The organism is Pseudomonas brassicacearum subsp. neoaurantiaca, assembly GCF_013608025.1.
Lineage (GTDB): Bacteria > Pseudomonadota > Gammaproteobacteria > Pseudomonadales > Pseudomonadaceae > Aquipseudomonas.
On record NZ_VDLV01000055.1, the window covers coordinates 62,817 to 80,012 of the forward strand.

Here is a 17,196-nt window from a genome sequence, read left to right on the forward strand (position 1 = left end):
GGTTAATTCAACGTCCTTATCGGTTGGTGCCTGACCCAGACATCGCCATTGCACAGGTCAAAAACGATACTGCGGTAGCCGGTGCTGCCCATGTCCTGGGCGATCAGGTCCAGGCGATAGAGTGCGGCCATTTCCAGCGCGGCGTTGACGTTCAGCCGCGCCACGTCGCCGAACGCCACATGGCGTTGCAGCTCGGGAAACATTTCTCCGCCACCGAACAGCTTGAGTTGGTATTCCTCGGGCTCGGTGCGATGGGCCCGCGCCTGGCGGACGAACAGTTCGAGGGCTTCATCGGCGTACATCCCGTTCAGCGAGGTGGAACAACGCACCCGACTGGGCAACATGAAGTGGCACATACCGCCAATCTTGCGTTTTGGGTGCCAAAGCGTGATCGCCACACAAGAGCCAAGGATCGTGCGCAGCCGAGTCGGGCAGGTCGCAAAACGAAACTCGCCAGGTCCCAGATAGACTTCGGCCACTTCCCTGATCGCGGCGCTCATGGCTTGCGGTAGATCGAAGGGGCCACCAGTTTCAACGCGTCGGACACGCCGTTGAGGCTTTCCGAATGGCTGACGATGAAATACCCACCACGCTTGAGCCGAGGGATGAGCCGGGCAACCACCTTGCTTTTGGTGGGCTGGTCGAAATAGATCATCACGTTGCGCAGGAAAATCACATCGAATTCCCCCAGCTCCGGGAGGGTGTCGTTGAGGTTGACCTGGATGAAGTTGACCCGGTTGCGCAATGCCCGGTCGATCAACAAGGTGCCTTGCTGGCTGCCGGTGCCCTTGAGGCAATATTTCACCAGCAGCGAATGGGGCAGGTTACGGGCGCGCTCCATCGGGTAATGCCCCGAACGGGCTTTCGCCAACACTTGCGTGCTGATGTCCGAACCGATGACTTCCCAGGGCGTGGTGCCCAGGCTTTCGGCCAGGGTCATGGCGAGGCTGTAGGGTTCCTCGCCGGAGGAGCTGGCCGCGCTCCACAAGCGAAAGGTCTTGCCCGGCGTCGCATGCGGCAGCACGTGGTCGCGAAGGAAGTCGAAGTGCTTGGGTTCGCGGAAGAAATAGGTCTCGTTGGTCGTGAGCAGGTCCAGCGCCACCTGCAATTCGTCACTGCGCTGGCCGCTCATGATCAGCTTGAAATATTCGCCGTAGCTGTCCAGCTCATAGTGCTTGAGGCGCTTGAACAGGCGTCCGGCCACCAAGGCTTTCTTGGCCGGCGACAGATTGATGCCGGCCGCCTGGTACAGCCAGGATTGGAACTGGCCGAACTCCCGGTCAGTGAGCGCCATCGAATTCACCGTGCGTTCCTTGCAAGTGTCTGTGCTCATGACTCTGGCGCTTCCAACGCGGCGGGGCTGGCCTGGGCGAGTTCGGACATTTCGTCGATGGACAGCACCCGGTCCACCTCCAGCACGATGACGAATTTGCCATCGACCTTGGCCATGCCGCTGATGAAATCGGCGCGGATCTTCGCGCCAAAACTCGGTGGCGGCTCGATCTGCGAAGCCGGGATTTCCAGCACCGCCGACACCGTGTCTACCAGCAGGCCAATGTCCTGGGCCAGCCCATCGGCACTCGCGGCCTCGATGATCACCACGCAACTGCGACGGCTGATGGTGGAGTTCGGCCGGCCGAAACGGGCCGACAGATCCACCACCGGCACGACCGCGCCACGCAGGTTGATCACCCCGCGGACGAAGGCCGGCATCATCGGCACGACGGTCAGGTTGCCGTACTCGATGATTTCCTTGATGCACAGGATGCCGATGGCGAACATCTCCGTGCCGAGCATGAACGTCAGGTACTGCGCTTCTTCCTCGACCGCGCTGGCGGTCTGACGTGTGGTCGCGATGGCGCCCATTGCCTTTTCTCCTTTAAGCAAGCCTGTGGAACCGGGCCATCAGAACCGGGTGAATTCCGATTCGTCCGGCGCGCTGGCCATGTTGTAGGCAAACGCCTTGGGCATCACCGGTGCCGGTGCCCGGGCCGGTTTACGGCTGGCCGGGCCGGGCGTGTTGTCGACCCGGGCGACCTGGACGGCGGACTTGGGCGGCGTGTCCAAGGTGAAGAAGCTCATGGCCTGTTGCAGTTGTTCGGCCTGGCTGCTCATCTCTTCGGCGGTGGCGGCCAGTTCTTCGCTGCTGGAGGCGTTCTGCTGGGTCACTTGGTTGAGCTGGGTCATGGCGGTGTTGATCTGCGCCACGCCGGCGGCCTGTTCTTCGGACGCGGCGCTGATTTCCTGCACCAGGTCCGAGGTCTTGTTGATGGACGGGACCATCTCGTTGAGCAGGTTCCCAGCCTTCTCGGCCATGTCGACGCTGCTGGACGACAGCTCGCCGATTTCCTGTGCCGCGACCTGGCTACGCTCGGCCAGTTTGCGAACTTCGGCTGCCACTACCGCGAAGCCTTTGCCGTGTTCGCCGGCGCGGGCCGCTTCGATCGCGGCGTTGAGCGCCAGCAGATTGGTCTGGTAGGCGATGTCGTCGATGATGCTGATGCGCTGGGCGATTTTCTTCATTGCCACCACGGTCTGCTGCACCGATTCGCCACCGTCGGTGGCTTCCTTGGCGGCCTTGCTGGCCATGCCATCGGTGACTTTGGCGTTCTCGGTGTTCTGGTTGATGCTGGCGCTCATCTGTTCGATGGACGCGCTGGTTTCCTCGACGCTGGCCGCCTGTTCGCTGGTGGCCTGGCTCATCGACTGGGCAGTGGCGCTGACTTCTTCGGAAGCGCTGGCGAGGTTGTCCGCCGCGTTGCGCACTTCACCGATGATGTGCGACAGCTTGCCGACCATGTTCTGCATGGCGTTGAGCACCATGCCGGTTTCGTCTTTCGAACCACCGTCGATTTTTGCGTTCAGGTTGCCTTCGGCCAGTTGTTCGGCGACGGCGGCGGCCTGTTTCAGCGGGCGGGAAATGATGCGCGAGATGAACAGCGCCAGACCCAGGCCCACCAGCAAAGCAACTGCCAGCACGACGATGATCGACAGGCGCGCGTTCTCATACAGCTTGGTGCCGTGCGCACTGGCCACGTCAGCACCGGCCGCGTTGAGCTCGACAAGCTTTTGCAAGTCGCCGGTCACCAGGTCGAACTGACGCTTGGACTCGCCCTTGAGCAGCGCCATGGCTTGCTCTGTCTGGTTTTGCCGCGACAGTGCGAACAGGTCTTTGCTGGTGACCAGATAAGTAGCCCAATCATTGCGAGTGGTTTCGAACAGCTGGCGGTCCTCGGCGCTGGAGAGCAATTTCTCATAAGTACCAAGACGGGTTTCGAAAGCCTTCTTGGCTTCTTCGGCTTCCTGTTCCAGTCCGGCGCGCTCTTGATCAGAGTCGGCGGCAATGTGGCGGTTTTCCTTGAGGCGATAGCTCGCCGCAAAGAAGCGCATGCCCGAGGCCGCGCGCATGGACGGCATCCAGTTTTCACGAATGTCCAGAGCGGTGCCGTTCACCTGGCCCAACTGGATGATCGAGAACACGCCCATGACGGCGGTCAGCGCCAACACCACAAGGAAGGAAGTGATCAGTTTGGTGGCGATTCTAAGGTCGTAGAACCATTTCATTGGGGAATACCTCTCCATGGAGTGTTGAAGCGTCAGCGAGCGTTGGCTTGTTGTAATGGGGTCGAGTTGTAGCGGTTTTCTAGCTGTGCGATCTGGGTGAGCAGGGCCGGGACGTCGAGGATCAACGCGACGGCGCCGCTGCCCAGGATGGTCGAGCCGCTGATGCCGCGCAGTGCGCCGAACAGCTTGCCCAAGGGTTTGATCACGGTCTGGAATTCACCCAGCAGGTCATCCACCACCAGCCCGGCCTTGAGTTCGGCGTAGCGCACCACCACCACGTTCTGCCGGCGCGAGGCCGGGCCTTCGTGATGGAAGTGGTCGCGCAGGTACACCAGCGGCAGCACCTCGCCCCGCAGGTCGAGGTAGCCTTGTTCGCGACTGGCGATGCCATCGTCTTCGCTCAACTCGATGCATTCCTGGACCATGTCCAGGGGTATGACATAAGTGGACTGGCCGATGCCGACCAGGAAGCCATTGATGATCGCCAGGGTCAGCGGCAAGCGGATGCGCACCACGGTGCCCTTGCCTGGCTGGCTGTCCAGGTCGACGGTGCCGCGCAGCAGCGTGATGTTGCGCTTGACCACGTCCATGCCGACGCCACGCCCGGAGAGGTTGGTGACGGCCTGGGCGGTGGAGAAGCCCGGTTCGAAAATCAGGTTGTAGATTTCCTGGTCGGTCAGGTTCGCACCCTGGGCGATCAGGCCACGTTCGTGGGCTTTTTCCAGGATGCGGTCGCGGTTCAGGCCGGCGCCGTCGTCGGCGATTTCCAGCACGATGCTGCCCGAGTCGTGGTAGGCGTTGAGGTGCAGGTGCCCCTTGGCCGGCTTGCCGGTCGCCAGCCGCGCCTCGGCGGTTTCGATGCCGTGGTCCATGGCGTTGCGCAGCAGATGCATCAGCGGGTCGCCGATCTTTTCCACCACGGTCTTGTCCAGCTCGGTTTCCGCGCCGCTGATGATCAGGTCGATGTCTTTGCCCAGTTCCTGGCTGACATCGCGCACCACCCGGCGAAAGCGGTTGAAGGTCTCGCCGATGGGGATCATGCGCAGGCGCAAGGCGCCGTCGAGAATCTCTTCCACCAGGCCGGACACCGACGAAGTGGCTTCCTGCAACGGGTCGTTCTGGCAGGTGCGGGCCAGCAGGCTGGCACCGGCGCTGGCGATCACCAGCTCACCGACGAGGTTGATCAGTTCGTCGAGTTTGTCGGCGTTGACCCGGACGTAGGCGCCATCCTTGGCTTTGTTTTCACTGGTGACGGGCTGTCTGTCGGGCGCGACCTGGGCGGGCATGCGCGGGGTCTTGCGCTGGTCCGGCATCAGCTCGCCCGTGGCGACCATGGCGGTGCTTTCGTCGCTCGGCGCCTTGGATGTTGCGACCAGGCCGGTGTTCGTCAGGGCTTCGATGTCCTGTGCGGCGACGATTTCGATCACGCAGTCTTCCCGGACGAAATCGAAGACTTCGTTGATCGCGGCGTATCCGGCGGCGGAGCGAAACGCGATATCGAAGCCCAGGTAGCAGGACTCGGCATCCCAGGCTTCAATGGCCGGTAGCGCCTCGGTCAACGTGGTGAGGTCGACGATTTCACCCAGGGTCTGCAAATAGCGCAGGAACGACAAAGGGTCCATGCCGTTGCGGAACACGTCCTGGCCGAAGCGCAGGGAAATGTTCCAGAGGCTCGCTTCGGATGAGTCGCTCGTTTCGGTTTTTGCCGCCCGGGCCGGTTCGGCTGCGGTCGGAGGCGCCTGGTATTCCTGCAGGATCTGGCACAGTTCCATTTCCCGCGCCAGGGCAGGGGGCTGCAACGTCGAGCCTTGGTTGGCGACCACGTCGATCAGCTCGAGCATATGGTCGCCGGACTTGAGCAGCACCGCGATCAAGCCCGGGTCCACCTCGACGCTGCCCTCGCGCAAGCGATCGAGCACGTCTTCGACGATGTGGGTAAAACTGACGATCGGCTCCAGGCCGAACAGTCCGGCCGAGCCCTTGATCGTGTGGGCCGCCCGGAAAATCGCGCCGATGGCGTCATCGTCGCCGGGGTCGTTTTCCAACTGCAGCAACGATTCTTCCATCGCCTGCAGTTGTTCCCGCGCCTCGACGATGAAGGTTTGTTGTGCCTGATCGAGATTGATGCTCACGCTCATTTCCTTTGTCGTGTTCGACGTGTTGCGGTGGCGCTAGGCAACCAGGTTGCACAGGGCCAGTGTCTCCGTGACGGCTTTGCTTTGGCCGGTCACCGTCAGTTGGGTGCCGGCCTTGGGTGCCTCGCGCTGAACCATCAGCAGCAGTTGCAGGCCGGCGCCATCCATCTCGGTGATTTGCGACAGGTCCAGCGCCATCGCGGGCGTGGCCCCCAGTCGCGGTAGCAATTGCGCGGCCAGGTCGGCGGCGGTGTAGATCGTCAGCTCGCCATCGATCTGCACCGTCGCGGTGTCATCTTCTATTTCGTACAGCAGCGGCATTGAAGCCTCCGGCCATCAAGGAAGAATCAGCTTGGACACCGCCGCCAACATCTGGGCCGGCTGGAATGGCTTGACCACCCAGGCCTTGGCGCCCGCGGCCTGGCCTTCTTGCTTCTTCGATTCCTGGGATTCGGTGGTGAGCATGATGATCGGCGTGAACTTGTAGCTCGCGAGCTTCTTGACCTCCTTGACGAAGGTGATGCCGTCCATGTTCGGCATGTTCACGTCGCTGATGATCAAGTGCACCTTCTGGCCGTTGAGCTTGCCCAGTGCGTCCTTGCCATCGCTGGCCTCGATCACGTCGTAGCCGGCACTTTTCAGCGCGATGCCGACCACCTGCCGAACGCTCGCGGAGTCGTCGACAACCAATACACTTTTCGCCATGGGGGGCTCCTAGAAGAAGGTTATTTCCTGTGAAGTCTGTTGCGCCGCCGAGTCGCCGTGGTGATTGCGGCGCTGCTCGTCGGTGGCATAGGTGGTTTCCATGCGCGCGAGCCATTGGCGGGCGTCGATGGAAGCGGCCTGTTCGGGCGACTGGCTGGCCTGCTGCATGTGCACATGCAGGTCCTCGATGTTGTCGCGCACGTGGCTGAGGATCTGGCTGACCCGATCTTGGAATTGCAGGCTGACCAGCACTTCGGTGAGCTCGTCGCGAATGCCGAAGCTCTCCCGTTGCAACATGTCGGCCGAATCGGCGAGGCGCCCGGTGACGCTCTGGAAGCGCTCGAGTACACGCTGGATGCTGCCTTCGGACACGGCCACGGATTGGCTGTCCTGGTCGGCACCGCTGGAGGCCGCATGGACCAATTGGGTGATGGCGGTGTTGATGACGTCGACCTTGGCCGACATCTGTTGACCGGTCTCGCTGGACTTGCTCGAGAGGGCGCGCACCGCGTCGGCCACCACCGCAAAGCCACGTCCGGCTTCGCCTGCGCGAGCGGCTTCGATGGCAGCGTTGAGGGCCAACAGGTTGGTCTGTGCGGCAATCGCCGCGACGTCGGCGGCCATGGTCCGCAACTCACCGGTATAGGCCGTCAGGTTGCGCACCTGGGCGAGGGTTTCATCACGGCTGGCCTGGGTGGCTTTCAGCGAATCGATGACCTTGACCAGTTCGCCTTCGCTCTGCGCCAGCACCTGGACGGCACCGCCGCTGCTGCTGCCGGCCAACTCGCCGGCGGCCAGTTGCGAGGCTTGCACGGTTTCTTCAAGGCGCGAGGAGATGCCGGTGAAACGGCTGGTCAACGAGACGATTGCGGTTTCAGTCTGCTGGCGCGAGCTTTCGACTTGCTTGGCCCAGATCGGCATTGCGCCGAGCATCACTTCGTTGAGTTGCGCAGATCCATCGTGGCTGGCGTGGCTTGCTTGCAATTCGTGATGGGCAGCGGCGGCTGCGATGGCCTGGTTGAATTGAACACGTTGCGACCGCGCGCCGAACAGGCCGGCGCCCACGCCGAGGATCAGCAGCGCGGCGCTCAGGCTGATGTTCTGCGCGTTCGCGCCATTCAATACCAGCACGCCGACGCAGGCGGCAACGGCCACGATTATGGCGGGCCAGAGCACGCGAGGCTGGGATTTGGCGAAGGATTGGTCGTGGGAATACGACGTCATGGTTCGGTCCTTGAACAGTGTTGCGGACAGGTGTTTGCGAATAACTGGTTATCTGCAAAACCGACTTGGCCTTGAGGACCAGTCGTCCGGTTTTGCTAAAAAGATGGCACATTGATATCTCAGAATAGACGAGATTCCAAAAATGTCGAGGTGGCCTGACCTGTGGAAAGAGGCTCGGTGAACCTGTGGCGAGGGGATTTATCCCCGCTGGGTTGCGAAGCAGCCCCAAGGTCCACAAGGGAAGTAAGCCTGAGCCCTAGGTAACCCACAGTCAGGGCCGCTTCGCGCCCCAGCGGGGATAAATCCCCTCGCCACAACAGTGTTCGTCAGATCATTCTCTGAAACACAACGAAAGGATTGAGCTAAATTACCCCGCATCAAATTTCGAACCTGCCATCGAGCCCTCATGCCCACCCAGCCTCTCTGGAAAACCTACCTGCTGTTCCTGGCCCCCATGGTCTTGTCCAATTTCCTGCAATCGATGTCCGGTACGCTCAACAGCATCTATATCGGCCAGATGCTCGGCACCCAGGCCTTGGCGGCGGTGTCGGGGATGTTTCCCATCGTGTTTTTCTTCATCGCGTTGGTGATTGGCCTGGGCGCCGGGGCAGGGGTGTTGATCGGGCAGGCGTATGGCGCCGGCGAGACCGGGACGGTGAAGGCGATTGCCGGTTCGACGCTGTTGTTGGGGGCGATCATCGGGTTGGTCGCGGCGGTGCTGGGCAGTGTCTTTGCCCGCGAAGGCCTGCAGGGACTCGGGACACCGGCCGATGTGCTGGACGATGCGGTCTCCTATGCGCGGGTGATGATGTGGATCTTGCCGATGCTGCTGGTGTTCGTGCTCTTCACCCAGCTGTTACGCGGCGTCAGCGACACCGTTTCGCCGCTGCTGGCGTTGCTCGTTTCCACCAGCGTCGGAATGATGCTGACGCCGGTGTTGATCCGTGGCTGGCTGGGGTTCCCGCAGATGGGCATCCAGAGCGCGGCACTGGCGGGCCTGGTGGGCACCGCGTCGGCGATGGCGATGCTGGCGTGGCGCCTGAACCGCCGGGCGCATGCCTTGGCGCCGGATCGGGCGTTGTTCGCGGCGATGCGCCTGGACCGGGACATCCTCGGCAAAGTCCTGCGCATCGGCCTGCCCACCGGTTTGCAAATGGTCGTGATCTCGCTGTCGGAGCTGGTCATCCTCGCCCTGGTCAATCGCCACGGTTCCCAGGCCACGGCGGCCTACGGCGCGGTAACGCAGATCGTCAATTACGTGCAGTTCCCGGCGCTGTCGATCGCCATCACCGCTTCGATCCTCGGTGCCCAGGCCATCGGCGCCGGGCGCCTGGAACGCCTGGGGCCGATCCTGCGCACCGGACTGCTGATCAATGTCTGGCTGACCGGTGGGCTGGTGCTGCTGGGTTACCTGTTGTCCCACTGGCTACTGGGGGTGTTTCTCACCGACCCGGCGGCGCGGGTCCAGGCCGAGCACTTGCTGCACATCATGCTCTGGAGCCTCCTGGTGTTCGGCTTCCAGGCGATCATCGGCGGGATCATGCGCGCCAGCGGCACGGTGCTGGTGCCGGTAGCGATTTCGATCTTCTGCATCATCGGCGTGCAAGTGCCGGTCGCCTACCTGTTCGACGCACACTTCGGCCTGCAAGGGGTGTGGATGGCGTTTCCAGTGGCTTACCTGAGCATGCTGTTGCTGCAGACGCTGTATTACAAACGGGTCTGGCAGCATCAGCGGATCGAGCGGTTGGTGTAGTTGGCTTATCACTGATCCCTGTGGGAGCGAGCTTGCTCGCGATAGCATTGGTACATTCAACATTGATATAGGCTGACACACCGCCATCGCGAGCAAGCTCGCTCCCACACGGGCGGTCACCTTCTTCCCGTCATCCACGAGGATTCCGATGTCCGTAGAACGCCCCTCCATCGCCTACCGCGCCTTCCTCTTCGACATGGACGGCACGCTGCTCAATTCCGTCGCCGCCACTGAGCGGATCTGGACCCGTTGGGCCATCCGCCATGGCCTGGACGTGGCGAAGTTCCTGCCGACCATCCACGGCGTGCGCGCCATCGACACCGTCGCCCGCCAGAACCTGCCCGGGGTGGACGCCCAGGCCGAGGCCGCGCAGTTGACCGTCGAAGAAATCGAAGACGTGGAAGGAGTGGTCGAGGTGCCCGGTGCGCTGGCGTTTCTCAAGAGCCTGCCGCCGACGCAATGGGCCATCGTTACGTCGGCGCCCATGGCCTTGGCTTTACGCCGGATGGAAGCCGCCGGGATCCCGCGTCCCGAGGTGATGGTGACCGCCGAAGACGTGAGCGCCGGCAAGCCGAATCCAACGTGCTATCTCGTGGCCGCGCAACGCTTGCAAGTGGCCCCGGAGGAATGCCTGGTGTTCGAAGACGCCGAAGCCGGGATCAAGGCGGGCGAGGCAGCGGGCATGGACGTGATGGTGGTGACAGCCACGCATACGCATCCGGTGGTGACGTTGCATGGGCAGATCGCGGATTACCGTGGGTTGAGCATTGCGGTGGACGACGGATTGATACGCCTATCAAGCCACCACTAAACCCCTGTGGGAGCGAGCTTGCTCGCGATAGCGTTCGTTCAGCCAGCACTGATGCTGGATGGACCACCGCCATCGCGAGCAAGCTCGCTCCCACATTGGATCCGCGGTGATTCGATCAGGTCAGGTCACTACGCGATAGCACGGCACATACGCCGCGCCGCCCGGCAGTTTCATCCGGTGCTGTGCGACGAAAGCCTGGAGCAAGCGATCGAGGGGCTCCATGATCGCGGCGTCGCCGTGGATTTCGTACGGGCCGTGTTCTTCGATCAGACGGATGCCCTTGTCCTTGACGTTCCCCGCCACGATGCCCGAGAACGCCCGGCGCAGGTTCGCGGCCAATTCGTGGGCTGGCAATTCGCGGCTCAGGCCCAGGCTGGCCATGTTGGCGTGGGTCGGGTCGAACGGACGCTGGAAACCTTCGTCGATTTTCAGCAGCCAGTTGAAGTGGAAGGCGTCGTTGCGCTCGCGGCGGAACTGCTTCACTTCCTTCAGCCCTTGAGTCATCTGACGGGCGACTTCGGCCGGGTCGTCGATGATGATCTGGTAGTGCTTCTGCGCGGCTTCGCCCAGGGTCGCGCCGACAAATGCGTGCAGTTGCTCGAAATACGGCGTGGCGCTTTTAGGCCCGGTGAGGATCACCGGGAAGGGCAGGTCCTGGTTGGCCGGGTGCATCAGGATGCCCAGCAGGTAGAGGAACTCTTCCGCCGTCCCGGCGCCGCCCGGGAAGATGATGATGCCGTGGCCGACGCGCACGAAGGCTTCCAGGCGCTTCTCGATGTCCGGCAGGATCACCAGCTCATTGACGATCGGGTTCGGCGCTTCGGCGGCGATGATGCCCGGCTCGGTCAGGCCCAGGTAGCGACCGCCGTGGATGCGCTGCTTGGCGTGGGCGATGGTGGCGCCTTTCATCGGGCCCTTCATCACGCCCGGGCCGCAGCCGGTGCAGATGTCCAGGCTGCGCAGGCCCAGTTCGTGGCCGACTTTCTTGGTGTATTTGTATTCTTCGGTGTTGATCGAGTGGCCGCCCCAGCACACGACGATTTTCGGCTCCACGCCCGGGCGCAGGGTGCGGGCGTTGCGCAGCAGGTGGAAGACGTAGTCGCTGATGCCCTGGGATGAGCTCAGGTCGATGCGCTGGCTGTCCAGTTCGTTCTCGGTGTAGACGATGTCGCGCAGGGCGCTGAACAACATCTCGCGGGTGCTGGCAATCATCTCTCCGTCGACGAATGCGTCGGCCGGGGCGTTCAGCAGCTCCAGGCGCACGCCTCGGTCCTGCTGGTGAATGCGGATCTCGAAGTCCTTGTAGGCTTCCAGGATGGTCTTGGCGTTATCGACATGGGCGCCGGTATTGAGAATGGCCAGGGCGCACTGGCGGAAAAGATCGTAGATGCTGCCGGAACCGGCTTCGCTCAGCTGTTGCACTTCGCGTTGGGACAGGGTTTCCAGGCTGCCCTTCGGGCTGACCGAAGCGTTGATTACATGTCTTTGAGTCATTCAGCTTTCCTTGAAAACGATGCCGCTCGCACGACGGCGGCATCTTGAAAAAAACATCCACGCAGGAAGATCGCACGATCCTTGCGGTATCGCCATGGACTTTGATCCGGGTCCTTCGGGTCGCTTGCCACTTAAAATGAGCCCCAGCATAGCTAAATCGACCGGGCAGGCGATAATGCGCGACTCTTTTCACGCCACACAAGGAAATTGCGACGCGATGTTCGAGATCAAACCGTGGGACGCCGCCGACTACCGGCGACAGACCCGTCGCAGCACGTTCATCCTGGCCGTGGTGTTTCTCGCGCTGGCGATGCTGTTGTCCAGTCTGGCGGTGATGGCGTTCGGTACGCCTGGAGGGGACAACTTTCGCTTCAATGTCGGTGGCGTATTTGCTGCCGTGTTGGTGATGGTCGGGCTGATGCGCGGGTATTTCTGGTCGCAGCCGTGGATGAGCGCTGCGGTGTACGGCTGGCAGCTCAAGCGCAGCCTGATGAGCATCACCAACGTCATGCACCAGGTGAAGGCCGGTGTGCAGGCCCGGGATCCGGCGGCGATGAAGCTGCTGCGTTTCTATCACCTTGGCCTGGCCCAGATGCACCTGCTGGACGCCAACTCCAGCGACCACGCCTCGCTGGTTCGCGAGGCCGACGAGCATCTGGAAAAACTCCAGGCGCAAGGCCTGGACCCTGATCAGTCACGCTTGGACCCGGCCTGGATCGACGCCGTGAAACAGGCCTACAACCCGCGGCCATAGCGGCCGCTCGTCGGTTGCCCAAGGGGAAAAATCAAACCCTGGTCCGCAGGCGCCTTTCTCATGAACAGTCATGGAAAGGAGAGTCGAGATGCCTGGAAAGATTGTTCATGGAACCTGGGCCATGTTCTGCGCGGCAACGATGGGCCTGGCGGGCTGCGCGGGCGGCAACAGCCATTCACCGGTGGATGCCCCGGGCGCCGCGAAAAGCCCGACCACCGCGACCTTGGAAGCGGGGGCCGGGATCATGCAGAACAAACCCCCGCTGCAAGCATTGGATACCTACCTCGATGGCTTTCATTTCTATAACGGACGAATGTCCGGGCAAATGGAAGCGCACCACTACTGCACGGCACTGAACGAAGAAGTCTTCCAGTGCGCCATCTTTGACGCCAATACCGCCAACGCCAAATTGATGGGCGTGGAGTACATCATCAGCAAGCGCTTGTTCGAAGGTTTGCCCGCCGCCGAGAAGCAGCTATGGCACAGCCATGTGCACGAGGTGAAGTCGGGTCAATTGGTGGCGCCAGGCATACCCGAAGTCGCGGAGACACGCTTGATGAAAAACCTGGTCAGCACCTACGGCAAGACATGGCACACCTGGCACACCGAGCAGGGCAATGCGCTGCCCTACGGTGTCCCGCAACTGATGATGGGCTTCACCGCCGACGGCCAGATCGATTCGCAACTGGTGCGCGAGCGCGACGGGCGGATGGGCATCGATAGCGAAGCGAAGAAACGCGCCCGCGAATCCATTGAGGCGCCGGCAATCGATCCTGGCGCGGACGCGTGGCAGAAAGGCAAGATTTGGCAGATCAAGGATCCGACGGGGCATGCTCATTGAAGCGTATTGCCGCGATGCTTTTGTGGCGAGGGAGCTTGCTCCCGCTGGGTTGCGAAGCAACCCCACAGGGCAATCAACTTGGAAATATAAGTTTTATTGACTATTAGTTAGGGCTGCTGCGCAGCCCAGCGGGAGCAAGCTCCCTCGCCACGGAGGGGCAGGGAGCGGAAATAAGGGGGGTAAAACGAATTACGGCTGTTTGAAATGCCCCGGAACATCATGTTCCGTTTCGTTTGGCTTGGTTCTTTTCTGAACTTGCACATCGCTGATCCGGGCACTTTTTAGTTCCGTAAACGTCACCCTCAAAAGCGCTTCGGCTTCTTCGGTGGTCAGCGTCTCGGTGTCCGTCGCAAGTACCCGGTTATCGGGCTGGCCGTCGGCGATGAAACTGACGATGAATCGATCCTGGCTCATTCATGACCTCGACAGATTAAGCGCCAGGACGCAGCAAAGCTGCGCCCCAGCGATTCTCCGGGTTACGACTTCCGGCCGCCGCCGTGGCTGCGTTCGCCACCTTTGCGGCCAGCTTCAGAAGCTTTTTCCCGGTCGTTTGCGAAATTGCCGCCGGAAGCATGTCCGCCTTTCTTGCCGGCTTCGGATGCTTTCTCACGGTCGTTTGCGAAGTTACCTGGGTTTTTGTTTCCGCTATTAGCCATTTCGAGAATCCTCATTTTGGTTAAGCGAGTAAAACGTGCCTCGCAGTACTGTGAAAGAAAACTGCGGAGGGAAGTTTAAAAAAACGTTTCGCTGGCGACGAACGGTATTTATTTAAAAAGAGTGCGTGAAAAAGTTATACAGCCGTTTCGCTTGAACTTATACAACATGGATTTTGTTAATAAGCATAACGGCGTCAAATCGAAATTACTCATTGCCAAGGCAACGGTATCAGTCCTCGCCGCCGCTCACTTTCCAATGCTTGGCCTCGGGTGGGAACACCACTTGTTCAACCCGGTGCGCGATGCCGAAGGCCAGGGAATTCTCCGCCGGGATCACTCGTTCCTCGGCGCAAAGGCATTTGAAAATATCCAGTTGCGTGGCAGCGCCAGCCGTTTCCTTGACATAGATTTCCACGTACCGCGCCACGTCGTTGTCCAGGCTGGACAGGTATTCCCGCAAACGCGAGTGGTCCACGGATTTCTGGCCGAAATACCAATTCATCGGGTGGATCAGGAAGCGTGAATGCGGGGTCGTGGTGCGGTCGCTGGCCGCCAGGTACATAACGATGCCCATTGACTCGATGTTGCCAGCATTCACGGCGCGCACCGGCACGGGCAGGGACTTGATGAACGTGTAGAGGGTGAACCCGAAGTTGGTGCTGCCGCCGACCGTAGAGAGGTTGAGCATCAGCGAGTCGGCGCCTTTTTCAATGGCTTCCAGGCAATTGTCGCGGAAGCGTTCGGTGGTTCCCTGATCGATCTGGCAATGGAAATGGACGATGTGTTCGGACATCTGAAACTCCTCTCGACGTCACGCGTTGACGAGTCTGCGGATCAGCGGCTCTGTACAGTTGGGAGTCCGCCGGCTGTCGGATGTTCCACTTCCGTAACACGCTTGTCGGGTCCGGCAACGAATCGATCGCTTCGGTCAGCAGGCTTCGACGGCGTGGGCCATGCGTTCCAGGAACATCGTCAGCGCCGCTTCTTGCGCGCTGAGACCCTTGCGCACCCGAGGTTTAGGCAGCTCATGCAGCACGCCGCCCATGAAGCCTTCCAGTACGGCGGGGTGGATATAGCATTTGCGACAGACGGCGGGTGTGTTGCCCAACTGCCGGGCGACCTGCCGGACCATCTCGGCCACGTGTCGCTTGGCCTCGGTTTCGGTTTCCCATTGCAACGTGCGCAGTCCGTCCAGGGCGGCCGCGCTGCCTGCCCAGGTGCGATAGTCCTTGGCGGTGAAATCGGCGCCGGTGAGCGTCTTGAGGTAAGCGTTGATATCCGAAGAGGTGATGGCGTGGCGCTCGCCGTTCTCGTCCAGGTACTGGAAGAGGTTCTGCCCGGGAATTTCCTGACAGCGCTTGACGATCCGCGCCAGGCGCCGGTCCTTCACGGTGATCTGGTGTTCGATGCCGCTCTTGCCACGGAACTGGAACGCGATGGCGCTGCCGTTGACCGCGACATGCTTGTTGCGCAGCGTGGTCAAGCCATAGGAACGATTGTCCCGGGCGTATTGAGTGTTGCCGACGCGGATCAATGTCACATCGAGCAAAGTGATGACCGTTGCCATGACTTTGTCGCGGCTGAAGCCCGGGGTGGCGAGAATGTCTTCCAGGCGCCTGCGCAAGCGGGGCAGGGTACGGCCGAACTCCAGCATGCGTGAATACTTGTCGGCATCGCGCACTTCACGCCAGCGCGGATGGTAACGGTACTGCTTGCGCCCACGGGCATCGCGGCCGGTGGCCTGGAGGTGGCCGCGTGGGTCGGTGCAGATCCAGACATCGGTGTAGGCCGGCGGAACGGCCAGGGCATTGATGCGCTGGATTTCGGCTGCGTCGGTGATGCGCTGGCCCGACGGATCGAAATAGCAGAACTTGCCCCGCAGTTTCCTGCGGGTGATGCCCGGCGCGGTGTCGTCGACGTAATGCAGGTCGGCCGGGAGCGCATCGGGCATTTGAGTGTCGGGCATGGTGGATCCTTGGCGATGAATTCGGATGGCCTGTGAATTCATTGACCGCTGGCCGTTGCGGTCGTGCCGAGATTCTCATGTCACCACCAATAACCTGTGGGAGCGAGCTTGCTCGCGATGACGTTGGAAGATTCACTATTTATGCAAGCTGATCCACCGCTATCGCGAGCAAGCTCGCTCCCACAAGGGGCTGCTCTTACGAGCGCGAAGGCTACGCCAACACCGCCACCGCCTTGATCTGCGCCCACAGCGCCTGTCCCGGGTGCAGCTTCAACTGATCGCGGGAGTACCGGGTGATCCGCGCCAGCAGCGGGGTGCCGGCGGCGTCCAGGCGGATCAGCACGTGGGCGGCGTTGTCACCGGCCAGTTCGCTGACTACCGTCACGGGCAGGCGATTGAGGATGCTGGTCTGCGCGTCGTTTGCCAGGCTCAGGCTGACGTCTCGGGCCTGGACCTTGATGCGCAGCGGCAAGCCGTCAGCCAGGTGCGTGTGAGTCACCCGCATGTGCAGTTGGCTGTCGGGCAGCGTCAGGGTGAGCAACTGATACTGCGGGTCATAACCGGCGACTTTGCCCTGGATCACCACGCCCGCGTCATCGCCCAAGGCCAGGGGCAAGTCGAGGCGGGCCAGGGTCTCGCCGATCGGCCCGCTGACCAAGGCCCGCCCGGCATCGAGCAGCACGATGTGATCGGCCAGGCGCGCCACTTCATCCTGTGAATGGCTGACGTACAGCACCGGGATGTCCAGCTCATCGTGAAGCCGTTGCAGGTAAGGCAGGATCTCGTTCTTGCGTCGCGTATCGAGCGCCGCCAGCGGCTCATCCATCAGCAGCAAGCGTGGGCTGGTCAGCAAGGCGCGAGCGATACCAACGCGCTGGCGTTCGCCGCCGGAGAGGTTGTGCGGCTGCCTGTCGAGCAGGTGGCCGATGCCCAGCAGTTCCGTCGCTTGAGTCATGTCCACACGCCGTTGCGCCATGGCAACGCGCTTGAGGCCGAACAGCAAGTTGCCCCGCACCGACAGGTGATCAAACAGGCTCGCCTCTTGGAAAACGTACCCCAGCGCTCGCTGGTGAGGCGGCACAAAAATCCCACGCTCGCTGTCCTGCCACACTTCGCCATTGACCTCGACGAAGCCCCGCGCGGGCCGGTCCAGCCCGGCGATGCAGCGCAGGCACGTGGTTTTGCCGGAGCCGGATTCGCCGTACAGCGCCGTCACGCCCCGGCCAGGCAGTTGCACGTCCAGGTCCAGGGAAAACGGGCCGTGGTCGAGTTGAAATCTCGCCTGGATCATCG

18 protein-coding genes are annotated in these 17,196 nt (G+C 61.8%); 4 read left to right on the forward strand and 14 right to left on the reverse strand.

All coding sequences use genetic code 11. From position 1 onward, the window contains the following. Positions 1 to 2: 2 nt before the first annotated feature. The 8 genes from cheD to FHK92_RS24370 are packed head-to-tail and all read right to left on the reverse strand — an operon-like array spanning position 3 to position 7,628. A complete protein-coding gene (gene cheD, locus FHK92_RS24335) occupies positions 3 to 500 on the reverse strand; it encodes a chemoreceptor glutamine deamidase CheD (protein WP_181290366.1) in 498 nt (165 codons plus the stop codon). After that, a complete protein-coding gene (locus tag FHK92_RS24340) occupies positions 497 to 1,333 on the reverse strand; it encodes a CheR family methyltransferase (protein WP_181290367.1) in 837 nt (278 codons plus the stop codon). The genes cheD and FHK92_RS24340 overlap by 4 nt, the downstream gene beginning before the upstream one ends. Continuing rightward, positions 1,330 to 1,866 carry a chemotaxis protein CheW gene (locus FHK92_RS24345; RefSeq protein WP_181290368.1) on the reverse strand — a complete coding sequence of 179 codons (537 nt, stop codon included), beginning with the start codon at positions 1,864 to 1,866 and terminating at the stop codon, positions 1,330 to 1,332. The genes FHK92_RS24340 and FHK92_RS24345 overlap by 4 nt, the downstream gene beginning before the upstream one ends. Positions 1,867 to 1,905: 39 nt before the next feature. Beyond that, on the reverse strand, positions 1,906 to 3,564 hold the full coding sequence (locus FHK92_RS24350) for a methyl-accepting chemotaxis protein (protein ID WP_181290369.1): 1,659 nt from the start codon (positions 3,562 to 3,564) through the stop codon (positions 1,906 to 1,908). A 32-nt stretch (positions 3,565 to 3,596) separates the two neighbouring features. Beyond that, positions 3,597 to 5,696 (reverse strand): chemotaxis protein CheA, encoded by a 2,100-nt coding sequence (locus FHK92_RS24355; RefSeq protein WP_181290370.1) that lies wholly within the window; start codon positions 5,694 to 5,696, stop codon positions 3,597 to 3,599. 39 nt (positions 5,697 to 5,735) lie between these two features. Next, positions 5,736 to 6,020: an STAS domain-containing protein gene (locus FHK92_RS24360; RefSeq protein ID WP_181290371.1), complete on the reverse strand. Its 285-nt coding sequence runs from the start codon at positions 6,018 to 6,020 to the stop codon at positions 5,736 to 5,738. A 15-nt stretch (positions 6,021 to 6,035) separates the two neighbouring features. Further along, positions 6,036 to 6,404, reverse strand: a complete 369-nt coding sequence (locus FHK92_RS24365) for a response regulator (protein WP_003203044.1) — start codon at positions 6,402 to 6,404, stop codon at positions 6,036 to 6,038. Between the two features lie 9 nt (positions 6,405 to 6,413). After that, the gene (locus FHK92_RS24370; RefSeq protein ID WP_181290372.1) at positions 6,414 to 7,628 is read right to left on the reverse strand and encodes a methyl-accepting chemotaxis protein; all 1,215 of its coding nucleotides are present in this window, start codon (positions 7,626 to 7,628) and stop codon (positions 6,414 to 6,416) included. Between the two features lie 406 nt (positions 7,629 to 8,034). Between FHK92_RS24370 and FHK92_RS24375 the strand changes: the two genes are divergently transcribed. Then, complete coding sequence (locus FHK92_RS24375; protein WP_181290373.1) at positions 8,035 to 9,381, forward strand: MATE family efflux transporter; 1,347 nt, start codon at positions 8,035 to 8,037, stop codon at positions 9,379 to 9,381. Positions 9,382 to 9,529: 148 nt separating this feature from the next. Continuing rightward, on the forward strand, positions 9,530 to 10,192 hold the full coding sequence (locus FHK92_RS24380) for an HAD family hydrolase (protein ID WP_181290374.1): 663 nt from the start codon (positions 9,530 to 9,532) through the stop codon (positions 10,190 to 10,192). A 120-nt stretch (positions 10,193 to 10,312) separates the two neighbouring features. Here the strand turns inward: FHK92_RS24380 and ppnN are convergent, their stop codons facing one another. Beyond that, a complete protein-coding gene (gene ppnN, locus FHK92_RS24385) occupies positions 10,313 to 11,686 on the reverse strand; it encodes a nucleotide 5'-monophosphate nucleosidase PpnN (RefSeq protein ID WP_030142239.1) in 1,374 nt (457 codons plus the stop codon). 217 nt (positions 11,687 to 11,903) lie between these two features. Here ppnN and FHK92_RS24390 point away from each other — a divergent pair, with 217 nt between their 5' ends. Both FHK92_RS24390 and FHK92_RS24395 read left to right on the forward strand, forming a co-directional pair. Then, positions 11,904 to 12,440 carry a DUF3087 family protein gene (locus FHK92_RS24390; RefSeq protein ID WP_181290375.1) on the forward strand — a complete coding sequence of 179 codons (537 nt, stop codon included), beginning with the start codon at positions 11,904 to 11,906 and terminating at the stop codon, positions 12,438 to 12,440. An 88-nt stretch (positions 12,441 to 12,528) separates the two neighbouring features. Then, positions 12,529 to 13,281 carry an OBAP family protein gene (locus FHK92_RS24395; protein WP_181290376.1) on the forward strand — a complete coding sequence of 251 codons (753 nt, stop codon included), beginning with the start codon at positions 12,529 to 12,531 and terminating at the stop codon, positions 13,279 to 13,281. A gap of 189 nt (positions 13,282 to 13,470) precedes the next feature. Here the strand turns inward: FHK92_RS24395 and FHK92_RS24400 are convergent, their stop codons facing one another. The 5 genes from FHK92_RS24400 to modC form a co-directional block, all read right to left on the reverse strand. Continuing rightward, the gene (locus tag FHK92_RS24400; RefSeq protein WP_181290377.1) at positions 13,471 to 13,695 is read right to left on the reverse strand and encodes a hypothetical protein; all 225 of its coding nucleotides are present in this window, start codon (positions 13,693 to 13,695) and stop codon (positions 13,471 to 13,473) included. Positions 13,696 to 13,757: 62 nt separating this feature from the next. After that, the gene (locus tag FHK92_RS24405) at positions 13,758 to 13,937 is read right to left on the reverse strand and encodes a con-10 family general stress protein (RefSeq protein ID WP_003182983.1); all 180 of its coding nucleotides are present in this window, start codon (positions 13,935 to 13,937) and stop codon (positions 13,758 to 13,760) included. 229 nt (positions 13,938 to 14,166) lie between these two features. Beyond that, positions 14,167 to 14,730, reverse strand: a complete 564-nt coding sequence (locus FHK92_RS24410; protein ID WP_030142235.1) for an ATP-dependent Clp protease proteolytic subunit — start codon at positions 14,728 to 14,730, stop codon at positions 14,167 to 14,169. Between the two features lie 135 nt (positions 14,731 to 14,865). Further along, entirely contained in the window at positions 14,866 to 15,903 is a 1,038-nt protein-coding gene (locus tag FHK92_RS24415; protein WP_181290378.1) for a DNA topoisomerase IB, read from the reverse strand. A 211-nt stretch (positions 15,904 to 16,114) separates the two neighbouring features. Continuing rightward, positions 16,115 to 17,194: a molybdenum ABC transporter ATP-binding protein gene (modC, locus tag FHK92_RS24420; protein WP_181290379.1), complete on the reverse strand. Its 1,080-nt coding sequence runs from the start codon at positions 17,192 to 17,194 to the stop codon at positions 16,115 to 16,117. Positions 17,195 to 17,196 lie beyond the last annotated feature (2 nt).